Source organism: Micromonospora sp. KC207, from assembly GCF_004348615.1.
In the GTDB taxonomy this organism is placed as follows: Bacteria; Actinomycetota; Actinomycetes; order Mycobacteriales; family Micromonosporaceae; genus Micromonospora.
This window is the reverse complement of the sequence record NZ_SMKJ01000109.1, coordinates 1-19,650: the sequence shown is the minus strand read 5'-3', so window position 1 is coordinate 19,650 and position 19,650 is coordinate 1. Positions and strand designations below refer to the sequence as shown.

The 19,650-nt window shown below is 72.9% G+C and carries 12 protein-coding genes and 1 pseudogene; 11 read left to right on the top strand and 2 right to left on the bottom strand.

Annotated elements, in window-relative coordinates; translation table 11 throughout:
- Position 1 precedes the first annotated feature (1 nt).
- From E1258_RS15740 to E1258_RS15710, 7 genes are all read left to right on the top strand, one after another.
- Positions 2–415: a protein-tyrosine phosphatase family protein gene (locus E1258_RS15740; RefSeq protein ID WP_132401426.1), complete on the top strand. Its 414-nt coding sequence runs from the start codon at positions 2–4 to the stop codon at positions 413–415.
- Positions 416–526: 111 nt separating this feature from the next.
- Positions 527–1,858 (top strand): hypothetical protein, encoded by a 1,332-nt coding sequence (locus tag E1258_RS15735; protein ID WP_132401423.1) that lies wholly within the window; start codon positions 527–529, stop codon positions 1,856–1,858.
- 471 nt (positions 1,859–2,329) lie between these two features.
- Positions 2,330–4,792: a glycosyltransferase gene (locus E1258_RS15730; RefSeq protein WP_165949780.1), complete on the top strand. Its 2,463-nt coding sequence runs from the start codon at positions 2,330–2,332 to the stop codon at positions 4,790–4,792.
- Entirely contained in the window at positions 4,789–6,432 is a 1,644-nt protein-coding gene (locus tag E1258_RS15725; RefSeq protein WP_132401417.1) for a glycosyltransferase family 39 protein, read from the top strand. Before E1258_RS15730 ends, E1258_RS15725 begins: the two co-directional genes overlap by 4 nt.
- Positions 6,429–7,853, top strand: coding sequence for an alkaline phosphatase family protein (locus E1258_RS15720; protein WP_132401414.1), 1,425 nt, complete (start codon positions 6,429–6,431; stop codon positions 7,851–7,853). Before E1258_RS15725 ends, E1258_RS15720 begins: the two co-directional genes overlap by 4 nt.
- On the top strand, positions 7,850–10,045 hold the full coding sequence (locus E1258_RS15715; RefSeq protein ID WP_132401411.1) for a hypothetical protein: 2,196 nt from the start codon (positions 7,850–7,852) through the stop codon (positions 10,043–10,045). Before E1258_RS15720 ends, E1258_RS15715 begins: the two co-directional genes overlap by 4 nt.
- A gap of 48 nt (positions 10,046–10,093) precedes the next feature.
- Positions 10,094–11,635 (top strand): right-handed parallel beta-helix repeat-containing protein, encoded by a 1,542-nt coding sequence (locus tag E1258_RS15710; RefSeq protein WP_132401408.1) that lies wholly within the window; start codon positions 10,094–10,096, stop codon positions 11,633–11,635.
- A gap of 56 nt (positions 11,636–11,691) precedes the next feature.
- Here E1258_RS15710 and E1258_RS15705 read toward each other — a convergent pair whose 3' ends face one another.
- Entirely contained in the window at positions 11,692–13,965 is a 2,274-nt protein-coding gene (locus E1258_RS15705; protein ID WP_132401405.1) for an excinuclease ABC subunit UvrA, read from the bottom strand.
- Positions 13,966–14,275: 310 nt separating this feature from the next.
- Entirely contained in the window at positions 14,276–15,448 is a 1,173-nt protein-coding gene (locus tag E1258_RS34845; RefSeq protein ID WP_243715482.1) for a hypothetical protein, read from the bottom strand.
- Positions 15,449–15,812: 364 nt separating this feature from the next.
- Between E1258_RS34845 and E1258_RS15695 the strand changes: the two genes are divergently transcribed.
- The 4 genes and pseudogenes from E1258_RS15695 to E1258_RS15680 form a co-directional block, all read left to right on the top strand.
- The gene (locus E1258_RS15695) at positions 15,813–17,054 is read left to right on the top strand and encodes a D-alanyl-D-alanine carboxypeptidase family protein (RefSeq protein ID WP_132401402.1); all 1,242 of its coding nucleotides are present in this window, start codon (positions 15,813–15,815) and stop codon (positions 17,052–17,054) included.
- A 61-nt stretch (positions 17,055–17,115) separates the two neighbouring features.
- Positions 17,116–18,309 (top strand): glycosyltransferase, encoded by a 1,194-nt coding sequence (locus E1258_RS15690; RefSeq protein WP_243715481.1) that lies wholly within the window; start codon positions 17,116–17,118, stop codon positions 18,307–18,309.
- Complete coding sequence (locus tag E1258_RS15685; RefSeq protein ID WP_207919581.1) at positions 18,306–19,037, top strand: polysaccharide deacetylase family protein; 732 nt, start codon at positions 18,306–18,308, stop codon at positions 19,035–19,037. The genes E1258_RS15690 and E1258_RS15685 overlap by 4 nt, the downstream gene beginning before the upstream one ends.
- A gap of 22 nt (positions 19,038–19,059) precedes the next feature.
- Positions 19,060–19,428 (top strand): annotated as a pseudogene (locus E1258_RS15680) (peptidylprolyl isomerase); the annotation flags it as partial.
- Positions 19,429–19,650: the final 222 nt, after the last annotated feature.

Here is a 19,650-nt window from a genome sequence, read left to right as displayed (position 1 = left end):
GGTGACGGGTTGGGGCGGGAGTCCCGGGGTCGTCGTACTGCCGGGCGGGTCATCCGTGCGTGGGCGTCGCGTCGGCGACGTGGCCACGCCCGCCGACTTCGCGCTGTTGCTGGCGCCGGGCCCGGCACCAGCCTGGGCGCACCGGCGGATCCGCTGGCCCGACTTCCTGCTGCCGCTGGACCGGGCCGACGCGCTGGACGCGCTGCGGGAGGCGTTGCGCCGGGCATACGCGGGGCAGCGAGTCGAGGTGGCCTGCCTCGGCGGGATCGGCCGAACCGGCACGGCGCTGGCGGCGCTCGCCGTGCTCGACGGTCTGCCGGCGGACCGGGCGGTGCAGTGGGTACGCGAGCACTACCACCCGCGGGCGGTGGAGACGCCCTGGCAGCGGCGCTGGGTGCGGCGGTTGTCGCGCTGAGCGCCGAGCCCGGTGCGCACGCACACGGGGGCAGTCACGTTCTACGGCCTGCTGCGTTCTGTCTGGTATCGGGTCGCAGCCGGGCGGCCGGACGACGACGGGAGTGGTCTGATGTCATTTGTCGCGGTGCTGGTCGGGTGTCTCGTCGTCTTCGGCCAGTTCGCCGCCGATCCGATCCGGGCCGTCGAGCCGGTCGGGTGGGCGGCGGGTGCCACGGTGTCCCGTCCGGCCGCAGGCGACGACTTCTCCCTGGTGGTGGTGCCTGGGTCGGCCTCGACGGTGGCCGGGAGGCTGGTCCAGGCCACGGTGCGGACGGCGGTTACGACCGGAGCGGCGCAGGGGGTCTCCCTCTCGGTGGGGAGCCTGCCCGGGGGAACGAGCGCGACCGTGGAGCCGGCTACGGTGCGCTCCGGCGAGCCGGCCGTGCTGACCGTGCGGACCTCGGTGTCCACCCGCGCCGGCACGTACGATTTGGTGGTCACCGGTGCCGGCGCGTCGGCCCGGCACACCGTCGTCTTCCGGCTGGTGGTGCGGGCTCCGGCGGTGATCAGAGCGGCGTTCTACTACCCGTGGTTTCCCGAGGCGTGGCGGCAGCAGGGCCTGGACCCGTTCACCAACTACGTGCCGGCGCGGGGCCGGTACTCGATCGAGGAATCGGTGGTGCGCGCCCAGGTCGCGGACATGCGGTACGGCGGGATCACGGTGGGCATCGCGTCGTGGTTCGGCCGGGACACCGTGACGGACCGGCGGTGGCCGGCGATGGTCCGGGCAGCTCAGGGCACCGGGTTCGCTTGGGCGCCCTACTACGAGCCGGAGGGGACGTCCGATCCGACGCCCGAGCGCATCGCCGAAGACCTGCACTACCTTCGGGCCACGTACGGCGGGCAGGGCTCCGCCCTCGCTGTGCTGCCCGACCGGGGCATGCCCGTCTTCGTGTACAACGCCGGGGATCTGACGACCGCCCAGGGTTGCGCCACGGTGGACCGCTGGAACCAGGCCCAGGCGCTGCTCCAGCGGCGGTTCGGCGAAACCGTCCACCTCAACCTGAAGGTCTTCTCCGGCTACGCGGGCTGTTCCGGGACGCCGCAGGTGGCGGGGTGGCACCAGTACGGCCCGGCCCGGGCGGAGCACGACTTCAGCAACGCCCCTGGTGAGGGGTCGTACAACGTCTCGCCGGGGTTCTGGAAGGCCGGACTGCCGTACGGTCAGGGGCCGTTCCTGTCGCGCGACCGGGCGCGCTGGCGGGCCGGGCTGGCCCGGATGAACGCCTCTGGTGCGCCGTGGCAGTTGGTGACGAGCTACAACGAGTGGGGCGAGGGGACCTCGATCGAGAGTTCCCAGGGATGCCGCAATCCTGTCCCGGCGGGAGTGTGGTGCGACTGGAGCGGCGCGGGCCGGTCCGACTTCATCACCGATCTGCATGACCAGCTACCGCCGTCCTAGGGTGGCGGGTACGTCGGCGTGTTGCGGCTGACCCCCGAGCCGGCTGGACCCGCGCGGCGGCTTGCTTCGGGCGCCTGACCGGTGATTCACCTTTTCGGCACGAATTTCAAAACTGAATCGCGCCGCGGCATTTTTTGTGGAAGTTGCGGGGACGTGATGCGGTGGAGACTGTGCTGGAGAAGCGAGTGAGTCCCCCCGTTCACCTGCGCGGACGGCCCCATTGTCGCTAACCGGATACCTCTGTTCGCAAAATGGCTATGTCAGTTTGTCGACTATTCAGACGTTGGACCTTTCGCGGCCATCCCCCATAACCTCACCCGTACCCGAGCGAACCATTGCTGTCGGCGGAATCCACCGACATCGATCTGCATACATGAGCAATTCTTCCGTATTCAATTCATCTGCCAGTTCCACCGTTAACTGTGAATGGCTCGCGGGCTGCTCGGGTACCGGAGCCTGGAGAGGTTTCCCATGATCGGACACGGGCCGGAGGCCCACGAGCGGCAAGCCGTCGAGGACGACGCCGGACCGCGGCCACGTGAGCTGCGCGCGCCGGAGGATTCGCGGCCACCCCGGCTGACCGTCATCGTGCCGACCCGTAACGAGGCGGAGAACGTCCCCGTGCTGATGGGGCGCCTCGCCCCGCTACTGGTGCCCCTGCAGGCGGAGCTGCTGTTCGTCGACGACAGCAACGACGGCACCGACGGGGTGATCGCCGCGTTGTCCGCCGACGCCCCCGTGCCCGTGCGGATGCTGCACCGGCCGCCGGAGGCGCGGGCCGGCGGCCTGGGCGGGGCGGTCCTGCTCGGTGCCCGGCACGGCCGCGGCGAGTGGGTGCTCGTCATGGACGCGGACCTGCAACACCCGCCGGAGTCGGCCGCGACGCTCGCGGCGGTCGCGATGCGACACGACGTGGACGTGGTGATCGGCACCCGGTACGCCGGCAAGGGCTCCAACGCCGGGCTGGACGGTCCGCTGCGGGAGGTCACCTCCTCCGGAGCCACCCGGCTGGTGAAGGCAATGTTTCCGCGCCGGCTGGCCACGGTGAGCGACCCGATGAGTGGACTTTTCGCGTTCCGGCGCGCGGCCGTGCGGCTGGACCGGATGAACCCGCTCGGCTTCAAGGTGCTGCTGGAACTGCTGGTCCGACACCCGGGCGCCAGGGTCGCCGAGGTCGCGTACGAGATGGCCCCCCGGCACGAGGGTCGGTCCAAGGCTTCCCTGCGGGAGGGGATGACGTTCCTGCGGCACCTGTCGCGGCTGCGCGGGCGGCGACTGGTCGGGCAGATCCGGCACCGCCCGCGCGCCCGGGCCGACCGGGTGCGGCAGTTCGTCCGGATGATCTGCTTCGGGCTGGTCGGGCTCTCCGGGATGGTGGTGAACACCGGGGCGCTGTGGTTCTTCTACGAGCCCGCCAAGCTGCACCACCTCCTTGGCGCGGCGCTGGCCACCCAGCTCTCGACCTCGTGGAACTTCCTGCTGGTGGACAACCTGATCTACCGGCGCGACCGCGTTGGCTCCCTGTCCGCCCGGGCGGTGCGGTTCTTCCTGCTCAACAACGTCCTGCTGGTGCTGCGACTGCCGGTGTTGCAGGCACTGGTGTTCGCGGGCGTCGGCGTGCTGGTGGCGAACGCGGCCACCCTGGTCGCGCTCTTCCTGGTCCGTTTCCTGGTCAACGACCAGGTCATCTACGCGGCGTTGGACCGTGGCCGGCGTGACCCGGTCCGGCTGCTGATCGCCTCCGGTGCGGCCGAGGCGGTCACCCCGCCGTCGCGCCGGCGCTACCAGTACCTGAAGTACCGGTACGACGTGGCCGGGGTGGTGACCATCGGCTCCCAGATCATGCTGCCCGAGCTGGAGTTCTTCCGGGCCCAGTGGGTCGCCGACGCCGACGTGGACATCGCGGTACGGGTCAGCGACGTCGGGGGACGGGGCCCGCAGCGCCGCGCCGCGATGACCCAGTACGCCGACCGGTCGGTTTTGCGGTACGAGGAACAGCTCGGGCGCCTGGGCGCGAACTTCCGCATCCAGCTCGGCTCACCCATCGAGATCCAGGTCGGCCCGCTGCTGGCCCGGTCCCCGCACGTGGTCTACACGAACATCGTCGAGGCGCTGCTGCGCTTCGTGATGGTCGCCCGCGGTCACATGCTGCTGCACTCCGCCTGCGTCACCCTCGACGGGGTCGGGGTGATGCTCTCCGCGCTCACCGACACCGGCAAGACCGCCACCGTGCTGCGGCTGCTGCGCGACCACGGCGGGCTCTTCCTCTCCGACGACATGACGATCGTCCGGCCCGACGGCACCGCGACCTGCTTCCCCAAGCCGCTGACCATCAGCGCGCACACCCTGCGGGCCGTGCAGGCGCAGGACCTGACGCCCCGGGAGTGGCGGCGGCTGCAACTACAGAGCCGGCTGCACTCCAAGGGCGGCCGGTCTCTGGCGCTGACCCTGGCCCGGTTCAACCTGCCGATCATGGGCATCAACGCCGTGACCCAACTGCTGGTGCCGCCGCCGAAGTACAGCGTCGACCGGTTGGTGCCCTGCCGCATCGGCACCACGGCCCGGGTCGAGGAGCTCTTCGTCATCGAGCGCGGCAGGCCCGCGATCGGCGAACTCGACCACGAAGAGACGGTCGCCCGCATGATCCGCAACACCGACGACGCGTACGGCTTCCCGCCCTTCCGGTACCTCGCGCCGTCGCTGACCATCGACGGTCAGCACTACCCGGAGCTGCGGCTGCGGGAGCAGGAGATCCTGGCCGGCTTCCTGTCCCACGTCCGCAGCCGGGTGATCGTCTCCGACCGGTTCGGCTGGGCCGACGACATCCCCCGACTGCTGCGCGGCGAGCGCGGCGGGCCCGCGACCCGCGTCGTGCCCGCCCAGGCGTGGCCGCGCTGGAGCCGGGACCTGACGGCCGCCGGGGAGCCTGCATGAACCTGCCGGGCGCGGCCACCGCCGTCCTGCCGGGCCAGCGCCGGGGCCACCGGGACGACCCGGCCCGCCGCCGGCTCCCACCGCCGGGGTCGTGGCTGCGGGCGCTGCGGCGCAGGCGGTGGGCGGTGGCCGCCGCACTGGCCGCGATCGCCGGGCTGGCTCTGCTCGTCCGGTCCTGGCGGATCGACTTCTTCGGGTTCAACAGCGACGAGGTGGTGTACGCGGGCCAGGCCGCCTCCCTGGCCGGCAACCCCGGCTACACCGACCTGTTCCCCGTCTTCCGGGCGCACCCGATGCTGTTCCAGGCGCTGCTGTCACCGCTGTTCCGCGCCGGTGAGGCGGGCATGAGCGGCCGGTGGGTCGTCGCGGTGGTCGGGGTGCTCACCGTCCTGGCGGTGTACCCGCTCGGGGCCCGCCTCTACGGCCGCCGGGTCGGGCTGCTCGCGGCGCTGCTGCTCGCGGTCATGCCCTACCACGTCATCGTGACCCGGCAGATCCTGCTGGACGGGCCGATGGTGCTGCTCAGCACGCTGACGTTCTACTGCTTGGTCCGGTACGTGCAGGAGCAGCGCGAGGTCTGGTACCTGGCCACCGCCGGGATGCTCGGGCTCACCATGCTGGCGAAGGAGACCAGCGTCGTGCTGGCCGGCAGCGTCTACGCGTTCCTGGCGCTAACCCCGGCCGTGCGGCGGCCGGTGCGGGCCACGCTGCTGGCGCTACCGGCGCTCGTGGTCGTCTTCGCGGCCCACCCCGTCTCCCAGGCCCTCGCCGGGCGGTCGGACAGCGGCCGGAACTATCTGGTCTGGCAGCTTTTCCGCCGACCCAACCACCCCATGTCGTTCTACCTGGAGAACGTGCCGATAACGATCGGGGTGCTGCTGCTCGTCGCCGCGGCGGGCGGCCTCTGGTGGGCCCGCCGGCACAGCAGTTGGCGGGAGACGCTGCTGCTGTCGTGGATCGCCGTACCGGTGGTGTTCTTCCAGCTCTGGCCGGTCAAGGGCTTTCAGTACCTCCTCCCGGTGGCGGTGCCGGTGGTCCTGCTCGGCGCGCGGGCCCTGGTCCTGCTCCCGGTGCCGGCGCGGTTGCCGTGGCCGGGCCGGGGCGCGTCCGCCCGCGCGGTGCCCGCCCGGGCCGGCCGGCTGATCCGGCTGGCCGCCGTCGCCCTGGTCGCGTCGACCCTGGCGGCCTCGTCCTGGGACGCGGTCAGCCACCAGGGCCGGACGACCTTCCTCGCCGGTTCCGGTGGGGTGCCGGGCGGCCGGGAGGTCGGACGCTGGCTGACGGAGCACACCCCCGAGGGCTCCGTCATCCTGACGCTCGGCCCCTCGATGTCGAACATCGTGCGGTTCTACAGCCAGCGGCAGAGCTACGGCCTGTCGGTGAGCCCGAACCCGCTGCACCGCAACCCGTCCTACGTGCCGCTGAACAATCCGGACGGGTGGCTTCGCAACAACAATCTGCACTACGTCGTGTGGGATGCCTTCTCCGCGCGGCGGTCCCCCTTCTTCGCCGACCGGCTGATGACGCTTGTCCGCCGGTACCACGGCCGGGTCGTGCACACCGAGTACGTCGGGGCTCCCGGCGCCTCCGGTCGGGTGACGCCGGTGCCCGTGGTGGTCGTCTACGAGGTGCGTCCATGATTCGTCCGACCCACGTCCCGTCGTCCGCCGCCGCGTCGCGGTGGGCCCGCAGGACGACCCACGCCGCGCTGCTGGCGTGCCTGGCCCTGTCGGCCGGGCCGTCGGCGGCGCTGGCCCGACCCGCGCCGAACCCGGGCGGGGCGACCCCGGCTCCGGGAACGCCGGCCCCGACGCCCCGCACGGCAACGCCCGTCGAGCACTTCATCTTCCTCATGCAGGAGAACCACACCTTCGACAACTACTTCGGCACCCGGCCGGGGGTCGACGGGTTGCCGAAGGACGCCTGCATGCCGGTGAAGCGGGGCGTACCGAAGCCCTGCGTCACCCCGTTCCACATCGGCAAACTCGGGGCGATCGACCTGGATCACTCCGCCGACGCGTTCCGCACCCAGTACAACGGTGGCCGGATGGACGGCTTCGTCGAGGGGGTGAGCAAGCAGGGCAAGGACGGCCGGATGGCGATGGCCTACTACGACGAGCGGGACCTGCCCTACTACTGGAACGTGGCCGACGAGTACGTGCTCTTCGACCGCTTCTTCAGCTCCTCGAACTCCGGCAGCATCCGCAACCACATGTACCGGGTGACCGGCGGGCCGGGCGCCACCGGCAAGGCGGAAACCATCCCGGCGCAGGGGTGGGGCGACATCCCCACCATCTTCGACCGGCTGGAGGCGGCCGGGATCAGCTGGAAGTTCTACGTGCAGAACTACGACCCGACCATCACCTTCCGGTCCCGGGTGGAGGAGGAGAACATCGACCGGGGCGCACAGGTGATCTGGGTTCCCCTGCTCGCGTACGCCCGCTACGTCGACGACCCCCGGCTGTCCAGCAAGATCGTCGACCTGGACGAGTACTACGCCGACGCCGCCCGGGGCGACCTGCCCGCCGTGTCCTTCATCGCCCCGGCCGGCAACAGCGAACACCCGCCGGGCAACATCGGCTCGGGCCAGAACCTCGTCCGTGCGCTGCTCACCCAGCTCATGCGCTCCCCGGACTGGTCCTCCTCGGCGTTCCTGTGGTCCTACGACGACTGGGGCGGCTGGTACGACCACGTCACCCCGCCCCAAATCGACCGCTACGGCTACGGCTTCCGGGTGCCGGCGCTGCTGGTCAGCCCGTACGCCCGCCGGGGGTACGTCGACTCGACCACCCTCGACTTCACCTCGGCTCTGAAGTTCATCGAGGTCAACTGGGGGGTGAAGCCGCTGGCCAGCCGGGACGCGAAGGCGCAGACCTTCCTGGACGCGTTCGACTTCGCCGCGCCGCCGCGCCCCGGCGTGCTGCTCAGCGCCGAACGGGTGCCGGTGGCGTTGCACCGCCCCGATCCGCGGCCGGTCTACGCCTCGTACGCCGCCGCGGTGGGCCTGGTCGTGGCGCTGGTGGTGGCGGCGGCGCTGCGTGGCCGGCGGAGGTCCCGGTGAGCGCCCGGCGGCTGCTGCCGCTGCTGCTCGGCGTGCTCGCGGTGCTCCTCCTGCCGGCCCCCGCCGTCGCCGCGCCCGCCTCCGCCCTGCCCGGCACGTTGAAGATCCAGATGGTCCCGCCGATCAAGGGCGTGGTGGTCACCGTCGATGGCAACACGGCCCGCTCCGACCGCCAGGGGCGGCTGCACGTGCGGGTCCGCAACTTCACCGGCCTGGACCAGCGGTTCACGGTGGTGCCCACCGCGGTGAGCCCAGACCGCCGGGTGCTGCTCGACCGGTTCCGGGGCAGCCTCGACCACGGGGTGCGCAGCCGGACCGTGGAGGTGGGGCTGCGCACGGTGCGCCGCGTCTGGTGGCGCTACGCCGACCGCGACGGCGCGCCCGTCCCCGTCGAGCGGGTGACCGAGATGCGGCTGCGCAGCAACACCGGCGAGGTGATCGAGCTGGCCGGCGCCGACCTGGCCCGGCCACTCTGGGTGGCCGAGAGCCGCACCCAGCAGGGCCCCCGGGGACTGGCCTCCAAACAGCTCTACTACGTGGTCGACAGCGTCATGGTCGACGGCACCTCGGTGGTGAACCGGGCCGGCCACAAGTTCGTCCCCTGGGAACGCCAGAACTGGCTCATCGAGCTGCTCTTCTTCAAGGTGTCCTTCTCCGCCAGCGACATGTTCTTCACCCGACGGGCTGGCGACGGCATCCAGCTCACCCGAGCCGACGGGCGCGTGCAGCGGCTGCCGTTCGCCGCCGACGGCACCGCCCTGGTGCCCGACCTGCCCCGTGGCACCTACACGGTGACCGTGCTGGGTGGCGGGGTCTCCTTCGGCCGGCCGGTGAGCATCAGCCGCGACCAGCAGGTGATGCTCAGCGTGATCAGCGCCGTCGACCTCACGCTGGTGGCGCTCGGCGTGCTCGGCGTCGCGGTCGGCCTGGTCCTGGTGGGCCGGCCGGCGCTGCGGCGGCGGCTGCGGGCCCTGCTGCCCCGCCGGGAGCGCCCAACGGGGCAGCAGGTCGGCCGGTGGCGTCGGCCGCTGCGGGTCGGGCTCGGGTGCGTCGTGGTCGTGCTGGTGTTGGCCAGCATCGGCGCGCTCGCCGCGCGGCCCGTCCGGGCAGCGGGCGAGCCCGTGCCGACCACGCCCGCCGCCGATCCCGCCCCCGTCCTCGCCCACTACTACATCTGGTTCAACCCGACCTCGTGGAACCGCGCCAAGACCGACTATCCGCAGCTCGGGCGGTACTCCAGCGACGACACCGAGATCATGCGACGGCACGTGCGGATGGCGAAGGCGGCCGGCCTGACCGGCTTCCTCGTCTCCTGGAAGCACACCCCGCAGCTCGACGACCGGTTGGCCAGCCTGGTCGAGGTCGCCCGGGCGGAGGGCTTCCGGCTCGGCATCGTCTACCAGGGGCTCGACTTCAGCCGCAAGCCCCTGCCCCGGGCCACCGTCCGGGCCGACCTCGAACTCTTCGCCGACCGGTACGCCGCCGACGAGGTCTTCGACGTCTTCGACAAGCCGGTGGTGATCTGGAACGGCAGTGACCGGTTCACCGCCGCCGAGGTCGCGGACACCGTTCGCGCCGCACGCCAGCGGCTGCTGGTCCTCGGCGCCGCCAAGTCCCCGCAGGAAGTGGCGACCTACGGCTCGGCACTCGACGGCCAGGCGTACTACTGGTCGTCGGCGGACGCGCTCGACGGCCGCACCCGGGACCGGCTCGCGGCGATGTCCCAGGCGGTGCACCTGCACGGCGGGCTGTGGATCGCCCCGGTCACCCCGGGCTTCGACGCCCGCCAACTCGGCGGGCGGCGGGTGGTGGCCCGCCGCGACGGCGAGACGCTGCGGGCGTCCTTCGCCGCGGCACGGCTGTCCCAACCCGACGCGCTCGGCGTGATCAGTTGGAACGAGTTCAGCGAGAACACCCATGTCGAACCAAGCGAGCGGTTCGGCGCGAGATACCTGGAGGTGCTGGCGGAACTGCTGGGGGCCTCCGTCGACCACGACGTGGCGATGGACAGCCAGCAGGCGTACGACGACCACTGGGGACTGCCCGCCTGGGGCGCTGTCGTGGCCAGCGCCGGCGCACTTGCCCTGGTGCCGCTGTGGGTGTTCCTCCGCCGCCGGCGCTCGCCGGAGGGCGCGGTGCCACCGGCGCAGCGCGGCGCCGACCACGACGCGGAGGCGCCTGTGGACAGCTGACGGGGCGGCGCTCGGCGCCGCCCCGACCCTGACGGGTCTGGAGGAGACATGACACGTGAACACCGGACTGTTCTGTGCCGCGTAGCGGCGGTTCTGCTGCTGGCCGGCGCGGCCCTGACCAGGCCAGCCGCGCCGGCCGCGGCGGCCACCCTGACCCCGGTGGCCGACGCCACCGTGGACGCCGGCCATCCCTTGCGCAACTACGGTGGCGCCGTCTCGCTGCGGGTCGACGGTTCGCCCCATCAGGTCGCGTACCTGCGCTTCGAGGTCACCGGCACGGGGGACGAGCCGTCGGCGGTGCTGCGGCTGTACATCGAGACGGCGAGCAGCACCGGGCTGTACGTGCACGGCGTCTCCGACGACGACTGGCGGGAGGGCACGCTCACCTACCATAACGCCCCACCGATCGGCCCGGTCGTCGCCAGCAGCGGACCGATCGCCGCCGACACCTGGCTCTCCGTCGACGTGTCGTCGCTGATCACCGGGGACCGGCCGGTGACCCTGGCGCTCACCACGACCGACGACACCGGCTTCCGGCTCACCAGCCGGGATGGGACGGAGAGCCGCAGGCCGCAGCTCATCGTCCCCGCACCGCCCAACCCGTCGCCGTACACGATCAGCCGGGTCGGGGCCGTCACCTACAGCGCCGTGTCCGAGGTGACCGGGCAGACCTGGACCGGCAGCCTCAAGACCGTGGTGGAGAGCGCGGCGGCCGACGTGAACCGGCTCGGCGGCGGTACGATCGCGTTCACCGCCGGCACGTTCGACCTGGGCGCGGAGTTCTTCAAGCTGGAGGGCCTGCGCAACGTCACCTTCGTCGGCGCGGGGATGGGCCTGACGCTGATCCGCAACTCCAGCTCCGCCGCTGCGGACACGGAGCCGTTCAACACCAAGGGGATGGACGGCGGGGTGGTCCGCGACCTCACCGTGTCGGCCGGCGGCCCACCCCGCACCACCAGTGACGCCCTCGACTTCGACGACGGCAACAACATGCTGGTGGAGCGGGTGCGGGTGACCGCGTCGAGGGGACGGGGGATCATCTTCGACGGCAAGAACCAGAGCTGGACCTCGATGGGCAACACGGTGCGCGACTGCCAGATCAGCGGCACCGCCAGCGACGGCATCGAGCTGCTGGCCACCAGCGGGGACACCATCACCGGCTGCGTGATCACCGGCGTGGGCGGGCACGGGGTGCAGATCAACCGGTCGTCGCCGACCGCCGACCAGCCCAACAAGACCGCCGACGACAACGTCGTCAGCGGCAACCGGATCGACCAGGCCGGCCAGGACGGGATCAACATCGACGGCGGCAACGACAACCACATCGTCGACAACCACGTCACCAGCAGCTCCGACGACGTCTCCGGCCGCGACGGCATCCGGATCACCACGGCGACGTCGGTGCCCTGCTCCGACAACTTCGTCAGCGGCAACGTGGCCACCGACACCCAGGCCGTCAAGACCCAGCGGTACGGCCTGAACATCACCACCCCGGGCTGCGTGGCGACGGTCGTGGGGCCGGGCAACAACCTCACCGGCAACCTGTCCGGGGCGATCCGGGACGCCGGGACCGGGACGATCTACCGGTAGTCCCGCGCGCGACGGGCCGGGTCCACCGCGGCGGGTGGCGGTGGACCCGGCCCACTTCACCGGCTGACGTACTTGCGCAGGTGGGTGGCGGTGTGGGTGTCCCCGTGCGCCACGAGGTCGGCCGGGGTGCCGGTGAACACGATCCGGCCGCCGTCGTGCCCGGCGCCCGGGCCGAGGTCGATGATCCAGTCCGCGTGCGCCATCACCGCCTGGTGGTGCTCGATGACGACCACGGTGTTGCCGGCGTCGACCAGCCGGTCCAGCAGGGCCAGCAGCTTGTCGACGTCGGCCAGGTGCAGGCCGGTGGTGGGCTCGTCCAGCACGTAGGTGTGCGCCTTCTCGCCCATGTGGATGGCCAGCTTGAGCCGCTGCCGCTCGCCACCGGAGAGGGTGGTCAGCGGCTGGCCGAGGCTCAGGTAGCCCAGGCCCACGTCGGCCAGTCGGTCCAGCACCGACCGGGCCGGCCCGCTCGGGAAGAAGTCGCGCGCCTCGGTCACCGACATGCCGAGCACCTCGCTGATGTTCTTCCCCCGCAGCGTGTACGCGAGCACCTGCGGGGTGAACCGGCGGCCCTCGCACTCCTCGCACACCGAGGCGACCCCGGCCATCATCGCGAGGTCGGTGTAGATGACACCGATGCCCCTGCACTTCGGGCAGGCACCCTCGGAGTTGGCGCTGAACAGAGCCGGCTTGACCTTGTTGGCCCTGGCGAAGGCGGCCCGGATCGGGTCGAGCAGGCCGGTGTAGGTGGCCGGATTGCTGCGCCGGGAGCCGCGGATGGCGGACTGGTCGACGACCACCACTCCCTCGCGGCGGGGCAGCGAGCCGTGGATCAGCGAGCTCTTGCCGGACCCGGCCACGCCGGTGACCACGGTCAGCACGCCGAGCGGCACGTCCACGCTGACGTCGCGCAGGTTGTGCAGGTCGGCGCCGCGGATCGGCAGATGCCCGGTTGGCGTGCGGACGCGGTCGCGCAGGCTTACCCGGTGGTCCAGGTGCCGGCCGGTCAGGCAGCCCGATCGGCGCAACCCGGCGAGGTCGCCGGCGTAGCAGATCCGGCCGCCGTCCGGGCCGGCCCCCGGGCCGAGGTCGACCACGTGGTCGGCGATCGCGATGGTCTCCGGCTTGTGCTCCACCACCAGCACCGTGTTGCCCTTGTCCCGCAGGCGCAGCAGTAGGCCGTTCATCCGGGCGATGTCGTGCGGGTGCAGCCCGACCGTCGGCTCGTCGAAGACGTACGTGACGTCGGTGAGGCTGGAGCCGAGGTGCCGGACCATCTTGACCCGCTGGGCCTCACCGCCGGAGAGAGTGCCCGACTCGCGGTCCAGGCTGAGGTAGCCCAGCCCGATCTCGACCAGCGAGTCCAGCAGGTCCCGCAGGTTGCCCACCAGCGGCGCCACCGACGGGTCGTCGATGGCGCGCACGAACGCGGCGAGGTCGCTGATCTGCATCGCGCTGCACTCGGCGATGTTGCGCCCGGCGATCCGCGAGGACAGGGCGGCCCGGTTCAGCCGGGTGCCGGCGCAGTCGCTGCACGTCGTGAACGTCACCGCCCGCTCCACGAACGCCTTGACGTGCGGCTGCGTCGGCTCCTTGTCCTTGCTCAGGTACAGCCGGCGGACCTTCACCGCCAGACCCTCGTACGTGAGGGTCTGGGTGCCGATCTTCATCTTCGTGGCCGGTTTGTACAGGAAGTCCTGCCACTGCTGGGGCGTGAAGTCCTGAAGCTTGACGTCGGGGTCGAACAGGCCGGAGCCGACGAAGGTCTGCCAGTACCAGGAGTCGACCGTGAAGTTCGGCACAGTGATCGCCCCGTCGTTGAGCGACCGTTCCACGTCGACCAGCTGGTGGACGTCCAGGTCGGAGACGCGGCCCAGCCCCTCGCAGGTGAGGCACATCCCCTCGGCGAGGTTGAAGCTGAACGCGCCGGCCGACCCGACGTGCGGCTGCCCCAGCCGGCTGAAGACGATGCGCAGCATGGCGTACGCGTCGGTGGCGGTGCCGACGGTGGACCGGGAGTTCGCCCCCATCCGCTCCTGGTCGACGACGATCGCGGCGCTGAGATTGCGCAGCGAGTCGACGTCCGGGCGGGCCAGACTGGGCATGAACGACTGGAGGAAGGCGCTGTACGTCTCGTTGATCATCCGCTGCGACTCGGCGGCGATGGTGCCGAACACGAGCGAGGACTTCCCCGAGCCGGAGACCCCGGTGAAGACGGTGAGACGGCGCTTGGGTATGTCCACCGAGACGGACGCGAGGTTGTTCTCCCGGGCGCCGCGCACCTCGATCATGTCGTGGCTGTCGGCGATGAACCGTGCTGGCTGCTGCATGCGGAACCCTTCACGCGATCGACGTACGGGGTGACCCGGCCGACTCTGGACCTTTGGGGCCTGGTCGGTTCAATTGTCTCATTCGACCGCTGTGGAAGACTTTCGTCGACACCACACGTGACCAGCGGTGTGAGCGAGCCGCAAAGTCTTAAACGGGCGACACGGCAGGGGATCAGGCCGCCGGCCGCCGGTGGCGCGGCGGTGGCGCGGCGGGCCCAGCGCCCGGCCGGCGGTACGGCGGGAACAGCGGCGGGCCCCGCCCGGTGGTGGTCCACCGGGCGGGGCCCGCGGGGTCGAGCCCGTCGATCGGTCAGTTCAGGCCGCAGGTGGCGAGGTCCAGCCGCGGGTTGGGGCGCTGGCCGGTGACCCGGCCGATGTCGGTGGCGATCCGGTTGAGCACCGCCACCCGCTTGTCCTTCAGCGGGCCAAGGATGGCGTTCTGGATGAAGTTCGGGCCGCCCTCCGGCCGGACCGCGAGGCCGGCGAGGCGGGCGTTGGCCTCGGCGATCTGCTTGTCGAGCTGGTTCAGCTCGTTCTGCACCTGACCGGCGGCCGCCGCGGGTACGGCGGGTAGCTGGTTGCGCACGTTCGGGCAGTTCACCGTCCGCGCCACCCCGGCGTTGGCGCCGTTGCCGTTGCCGGCGTTGTTGCCCGCGCCCGCGTTGCCGTTGTTGCCCGCGCCCGCGTTGCCGTTGTTGCCGGCCCCGGCGGCGTTGCCCGCCCCGGCGGCGTTGAGACCGCAGGTGGCGAGGCTGGACAGGTTGGGGCGCTGCCCACCGGCCCGGGCGATGTTGATCGCGATCCGGTCGAGCACGGCGATGCGCTTGCTCTTGAGCGGGCCGAGGATGGCGTTGTTGACGAAGTTCGGGCCGCCCTCGGGCTTCACGGCGAGCTGCGCCAGGCGGGCGTTCGCGGCGGCGATCTCCCGGTCCAGGTTGGCCAGCTCCTGCTGGACGCCCGCCGCCGCGCCGGCCGGCACGGCCGGCAGCTGGTTGCGTACGTCCGGGCAGTTCACCGTCTGCGCGGCCCCGGCCGCGACGGTGCCGGTGTTGCCGTTGTCGGCACCGGCGTTGTTGCCGGTGGCCGCGCCGTTGCGCAGCGCGCAGGTGGCGAGCTGGTCGAGGCCGGCCGGGGCGGTGCCACCGACCCGGGTGATGTTCAGCCGGATCCGGTCGAGCACGGCCCGGCGCTTGCCGGCGATGTCGTTGAGCTGACCGGCCGCGGCCCCCGGTTCGCGGGCCAGCCGGGCGTTGACGTTGGCGATCTGGGTCTCCAGGTTCCGCAGCTCCTGGTCCACGCCCGCCTTCGCGGCCGCCGGTACCGCGCCCAGCTTGTCGGCCACGGTCGGGCAGGTGACCGACACCGCCGTCGCCGTGTTCTCGCCGGCGGACGCCAGCGACAGTCCGGCACCGAGCACCAGTGCCGCGAAGGCACCGACCCCGCCGAGCTTCAGGACGGCATTCTTTCGCGTGCGCCTGACCATGCACCTCTCCTTGTCCTGACCGCCGAAGCGTCCGGCGTCAATTTCCGTACGCGTCGTCGGCGGTATGCCGCGACGATCGAAGAAACCGGAAACCGGCCGGCGGGAACGGCGTGACGCCCGTTCCCGGAATGGTTCCGGACGGTTCCACGGACAGGCGGAGACATCGTGACCGTCCCGGCATGGGCGGTCGTGGATGACCCGTTTCCTTCGTCGGTCAGTACGGATCTTCGGCGGCGATCGTTCAACCCATTCACCGACGAATTTTCGGTCGCCCGCCGTCCCGTGGCGGGCGAAGACGACAGTCGCCCGCGTACCGCGCCGGTCCGCCGGACAACGGCCGATCTTGCGGGTTAGGGTGCAGGTCATGGAAGCTCCGGTGCTGGCCCTCGCCGCCGCCGTCGTTCTGGGCGCGTCCGGGGTGCCCGCTGGGGTCCACGCCGGCCCGGCCGGTCGGGCGTCCAACGTACCGGCCGCCCCGGTGCCCTGCCCCAGGGCGCAGGCACCGCAGGTGGAGCGCTCCCCGCGGCCGACGCCCCCGCCGTCGGTGCCGCAGCAGCAGGCGGTGGGCGGGGCGGCGCTGGCCACCCCGGCCCTCGTCGCGCCGGCCGGCGCGCCCGCGCCGCCAGCACTCACCGCCACCTCCTGGCTGGTCGCCGACCTGGACACCGGGGCGGTCCTCGGCGGCTGCGGCCCGCACGAGTACGCCACGCCGGCCAGCGTGCAGAAGCTGCTGCTGACCGCCACCGCGCTGCCGATGCTGGACCCCAAGCGGGTGGTGACGGTGACCCACGAGGACCTCGACATCGCCCCCGGCAGCTCCGCCGTCGGCCTGCTGGAGGGCGGCCGCTATTCCGTCGAGACGGTCTTTCTGGGGCTGCTGCTCCAGTCCGGCAACGAGGCGGCCAACGTACTGGCCCGGCTCGTCGGCGGGCCCGACGGCGCGGCCGGCGGGGTGCGGGCGATGAACGCCGAGGCCCGCCGTCTCGGTGCCCTCCAGACCCACGCGGTGACCCCGTCGGGCCTGGACGGCCCCGGCCAGTTCACCAGCGCCTACGACCTGGCGCTGATCGCGCGGGTCTGCTTTGCCGACCCCACCTTCCGCCGGTACGCGTTGACCGAGCAGGCCCGGATCCCCGCCCAGCCCGCGCTGCGCCGGCAGGGTTTCCAGATCCAGAACGAGAACCAGCTCATCTACCGCTACCCGGGCGCGCTGGGCGGCAAGACCGGCTTCACCGACTACGCCCGGCACACCTACGTCGGCGCGGCGCAGCGCGGCGGCCGGCGGCTGGTGGTCACCCTGCTCGGCGCCGAGCCCCGGCCGATGCGCGGCTGGGAACAGGGTGCGGCGTTGCTGGACTGGGGATTCTCGCTGCCCCGGGACGCCTCGGTGGGACGCCTTGTCGCCCCGGGGCAGACGGCCGCGAACGGCGCTCCGGTGGCGTCCCCGGCGGTCGGCGCGGCGGTCACCCCCGAGCCCCGGGCGGTGGCCGCCCACGGGGTCGCCCGGCCGGGCTGGGCGGCGTCCTGGCCGTTCGTCGCGGCGGCCGCCGCCGTGGCCGGGCTGCTCGCCGCCGTGCTCCTGCACCGCCGGCGACGCCGGGCCTGAAGCGGCGGGTGACGCTCGCGGCGCAAGGAGTCAACCCGCGCCGAACGGGTAAGCGCGCCTGGTGACCGCGCAGCACCGGGGGACGATCGTCGTGGTGTCGGCAGACGTGGGGGCCGGCCACGACTCGGCCGCCGCCGAGCTGACGCGTCGGCTCGGCGACCGGGGCTTCGTGGTGCGCCGGGTGAACTTCCTCGACCTGCTGCCGAGCCCGGCGCGGTGGATGTGCCGCGAGGCGTACCGGGGCGTCCTGCGCTGGGCACCGTGGGGCTACGGCGCACTGTTCACCGTCACCTCCCGGTCCCGCCTCGCGGCCGCCGTCCTGCGGGGTGCGCTCGCGCCGCTGCGCGGACGCGCGCGGCGGACCGTCCCGGCCGGCACCCGGGCGGTCGTCACCACGTACCCGTTCGCCAACCAACTGCTCGGGCCCCTGCGCCGCCACGGCCTGCTCCCCGTCCCACTGGTCACCTACGTCACCGACTTCGTCGTGCATCCCACCTGGGTCGCGCCCGGCGTCGACGTCTACTGCACCCTGCGGCACGCCCGCCCCCACGCGGCGGGTACCGGCCCGGGCCCGGACGCCCGGACGGTCGCGCCGCTTGTCTCGGCCGACTTCCCGGCGGCGGCGGGGACGAGCCGGAGCGCGGCCCGGCGGCGCTTCGGGCTGCCGGAGCGGGAGCGGCTCGTGCTGATCGTCGCCGGGGCGTGGGGGATGGGCGACGTCGAGGCGATGGTCGCCGACGTGGCCGCCGCCGACGGCGTGCGCGCCGTGGTCGTCTGCGGTCACAACAAGGCCCTGCGTCGGCGGCTGCGGCGGCTCACCCAGCACGTCCTGGGCTGGGTGGACGACATGCCCACGCTGATGCGGGCTGTCGACGCGGTGGTGGAGAACGCGGGCGGGCTGACCTGCCAGGAGGCGCTGAGCTGCGGGCTGCCGGTGATCACCTACCGCCCCCTGCCGGGACACGGCCGGGCCAACGCCGCGATCCTCGCCGAGGCCGGGCTGACCCGCTGGGTCCCGTCCGCCGAGCACCTGCGTCGGACGCTGGCCGCACTGTCCACGCCGGGGCCGGAACCCACCGGCTGGCCGACGGCCGGTTCAGCCGACGCCGCCGCCCTGGTGGCCGACGCGGCGGGGCGGCCAACCGTCGCCTCTTCCTGCGCGTACCCCAGGAGGACCGTCCTCGACGCGGTGGGCGAGGCGGTCGGGGTGCTGGTCACGGTGCTGCCCCCGATCCGGCGGACGGGCGGGCGGTGACCGCGTCGCGCGGGCACCGGCGGCCCGCCCTCGCGCTGGCCGGCACCGCCGCCGTCGCGCTCGCCGCCCAGCTCGGGCCCACGGCCACCGCCGTGGCGCCGCTGCGCCGTCGGCTCTTCCCCCGGCTCGCCGGCGCGGGCCGGCCCGGGCGGATCGCCCTGACCTTCGACGACGGCCCCGATCCCGAGTCCACCCCGCGCTTCCTCGACGTGCTCGCGGAGCATCGGGTGCGGGCCACCTTCTTCGTGCTGGGCACGATGCTCGTCCGGTCGCCCTGGCTCGCGGCGGACCTCGTCGCCGCCGGGCACGAGGTGGCCGTGCACGGCTGGGAACACCGGAACCTGCTGGCCCGGGGCCCGCTGGCCACCTACCGCGACCTGGCCCGGACCCGGGCCCTGGTCGAGGCCACCACCGGTCTGGCCCCCCGCTTCTTCCGCCCACCGTACGGGGTGCTGACCGGCCCGGCGTTGCTGGCGAGCGCGCGGTTGGGGCTGGCTCCGGTGCTGTGGACCCGCTGGGGCCGCGACTGGAGGGCGACGGCGACCCCCGACTCGGTCTTCGGCACCGTCACCGCCGGGCTGGATGGCGGGGACACCGTCCTGCTGCACGACGCGGACTGCGCCGCGGCCCCCGGCGCGTGGCGGGCGACCCTCGCCGCCCTGCCCCGGCTGCTGGCCGAGTGCCGCCGCCGGGGGTGGGTCGTGGGCCCGCTCGGCGCGCATCGGTAGCCGGACTCCGGGCGCGTGTCGCGTGCTCCAGTGCGGCGACCCGTCGGGCACCGGCGAGGGCGGGCCGGGCTACCGGTACGCCGACGAGTTGCCCACCGACCTGCCGCCCGCGCCGACGGACCCGACCGGCGTGCGCCGGGTCTACGCCCGGGGCCTGCTCGCCATGGCCAACGCCGGCCCCGACACCAACGGCAGCCAGTTCTTCCTGGTGTACGCGGATTCGGCCCTGCGCCCGAACTACACCGTCTTCGGCGAGGTGGACGCCGCCGGCCTGGCCACCCTGGACCGGATCGCCGCCGGTGGGATCGCCCCCACGCCCGGGGAGCCGGCCCCGGTCGACGGCGCGCCCGCGCTGCCGGTGGACATCTGGCGGGCGGTGCGGGGGCACTGACCCCGGGCGTCGGCGGGCGTGGCCGGCGCGTACCGGCCGTGATGCTGCTAGAACGGTGGGTATGGGACGGCGGCGAACGGGGGAGCGGCGCACCCGGCCTGTCGGCGCCGGCGGGCCGGTCGTGGCCGTCGTGGCCGTCGCCGTGCTGCTACCGGGCTGTTCCGCGCCGGAGCGTCCCGCGCCGACCCCGTCCGCCCCGTCCACCCCGACGCCCGCCGAGTC

Bases quoted from the DNA above. Each gene is read 5' to 3' on its own strand.
- E1258_RS15705 (WP_132401405.1), bottom strand. From the start codon at position 13,965: ATGCAGCAGCCAGCACGGTTCATCGCCGACAGCCACGACATGATCGAG.
- E1258_RS15710 (WP_132401408.1), top strand. From the start codon at position 10,094: ATGACACGTGAACACCGGACTGTTCTGTGCCGCGTAGCGGCGGTTCTG.
- E1258_RS15720 (WP_132401414.1), top strand. From the start codon at position 6,429: ATGATTCGTCCGACCCACGTCCCGTCGTCCGCCGCCGCGTCGCGGTGG.
- E1258_RS15695 (WP_132401402.1), top strand. From the start codon at position 15,813: ATGGAAGCTCCGGTGCTGGCCCTCGCCGCCGCCGTCGTTCTGGGCGCG.
- E1258_RS15730 (WP_165949780.1), top strand. From the start codon at position 2,330: ATGATCGGACACGGGCCGGAGGCCCACGAGCGGCAAGCCGTCGAGGAC.
- E1258_RS34845 (WP_243715482.1), bottom strand. From the start codon at position 15,448: ATGGTCAGGCGCACGCGAAAGAATGCCGTCCTGAAGCTCGGCGGGGTC.
- E1258_RS15735 (WP_132401423.1), top strand. From the start codon at position 527: ATGTCATTTGTCGCGGTGCTGGTCGGGTGTCTCGTCGTCTTCGGCCAG.
- E1258_RS15725 (WP_132401417.1), top strand. From the start codon at position 4,789: ATGAACCTGCCGGGCGCGGCCACCGCCGTCCTGCCGGGCCAGCGCCGG.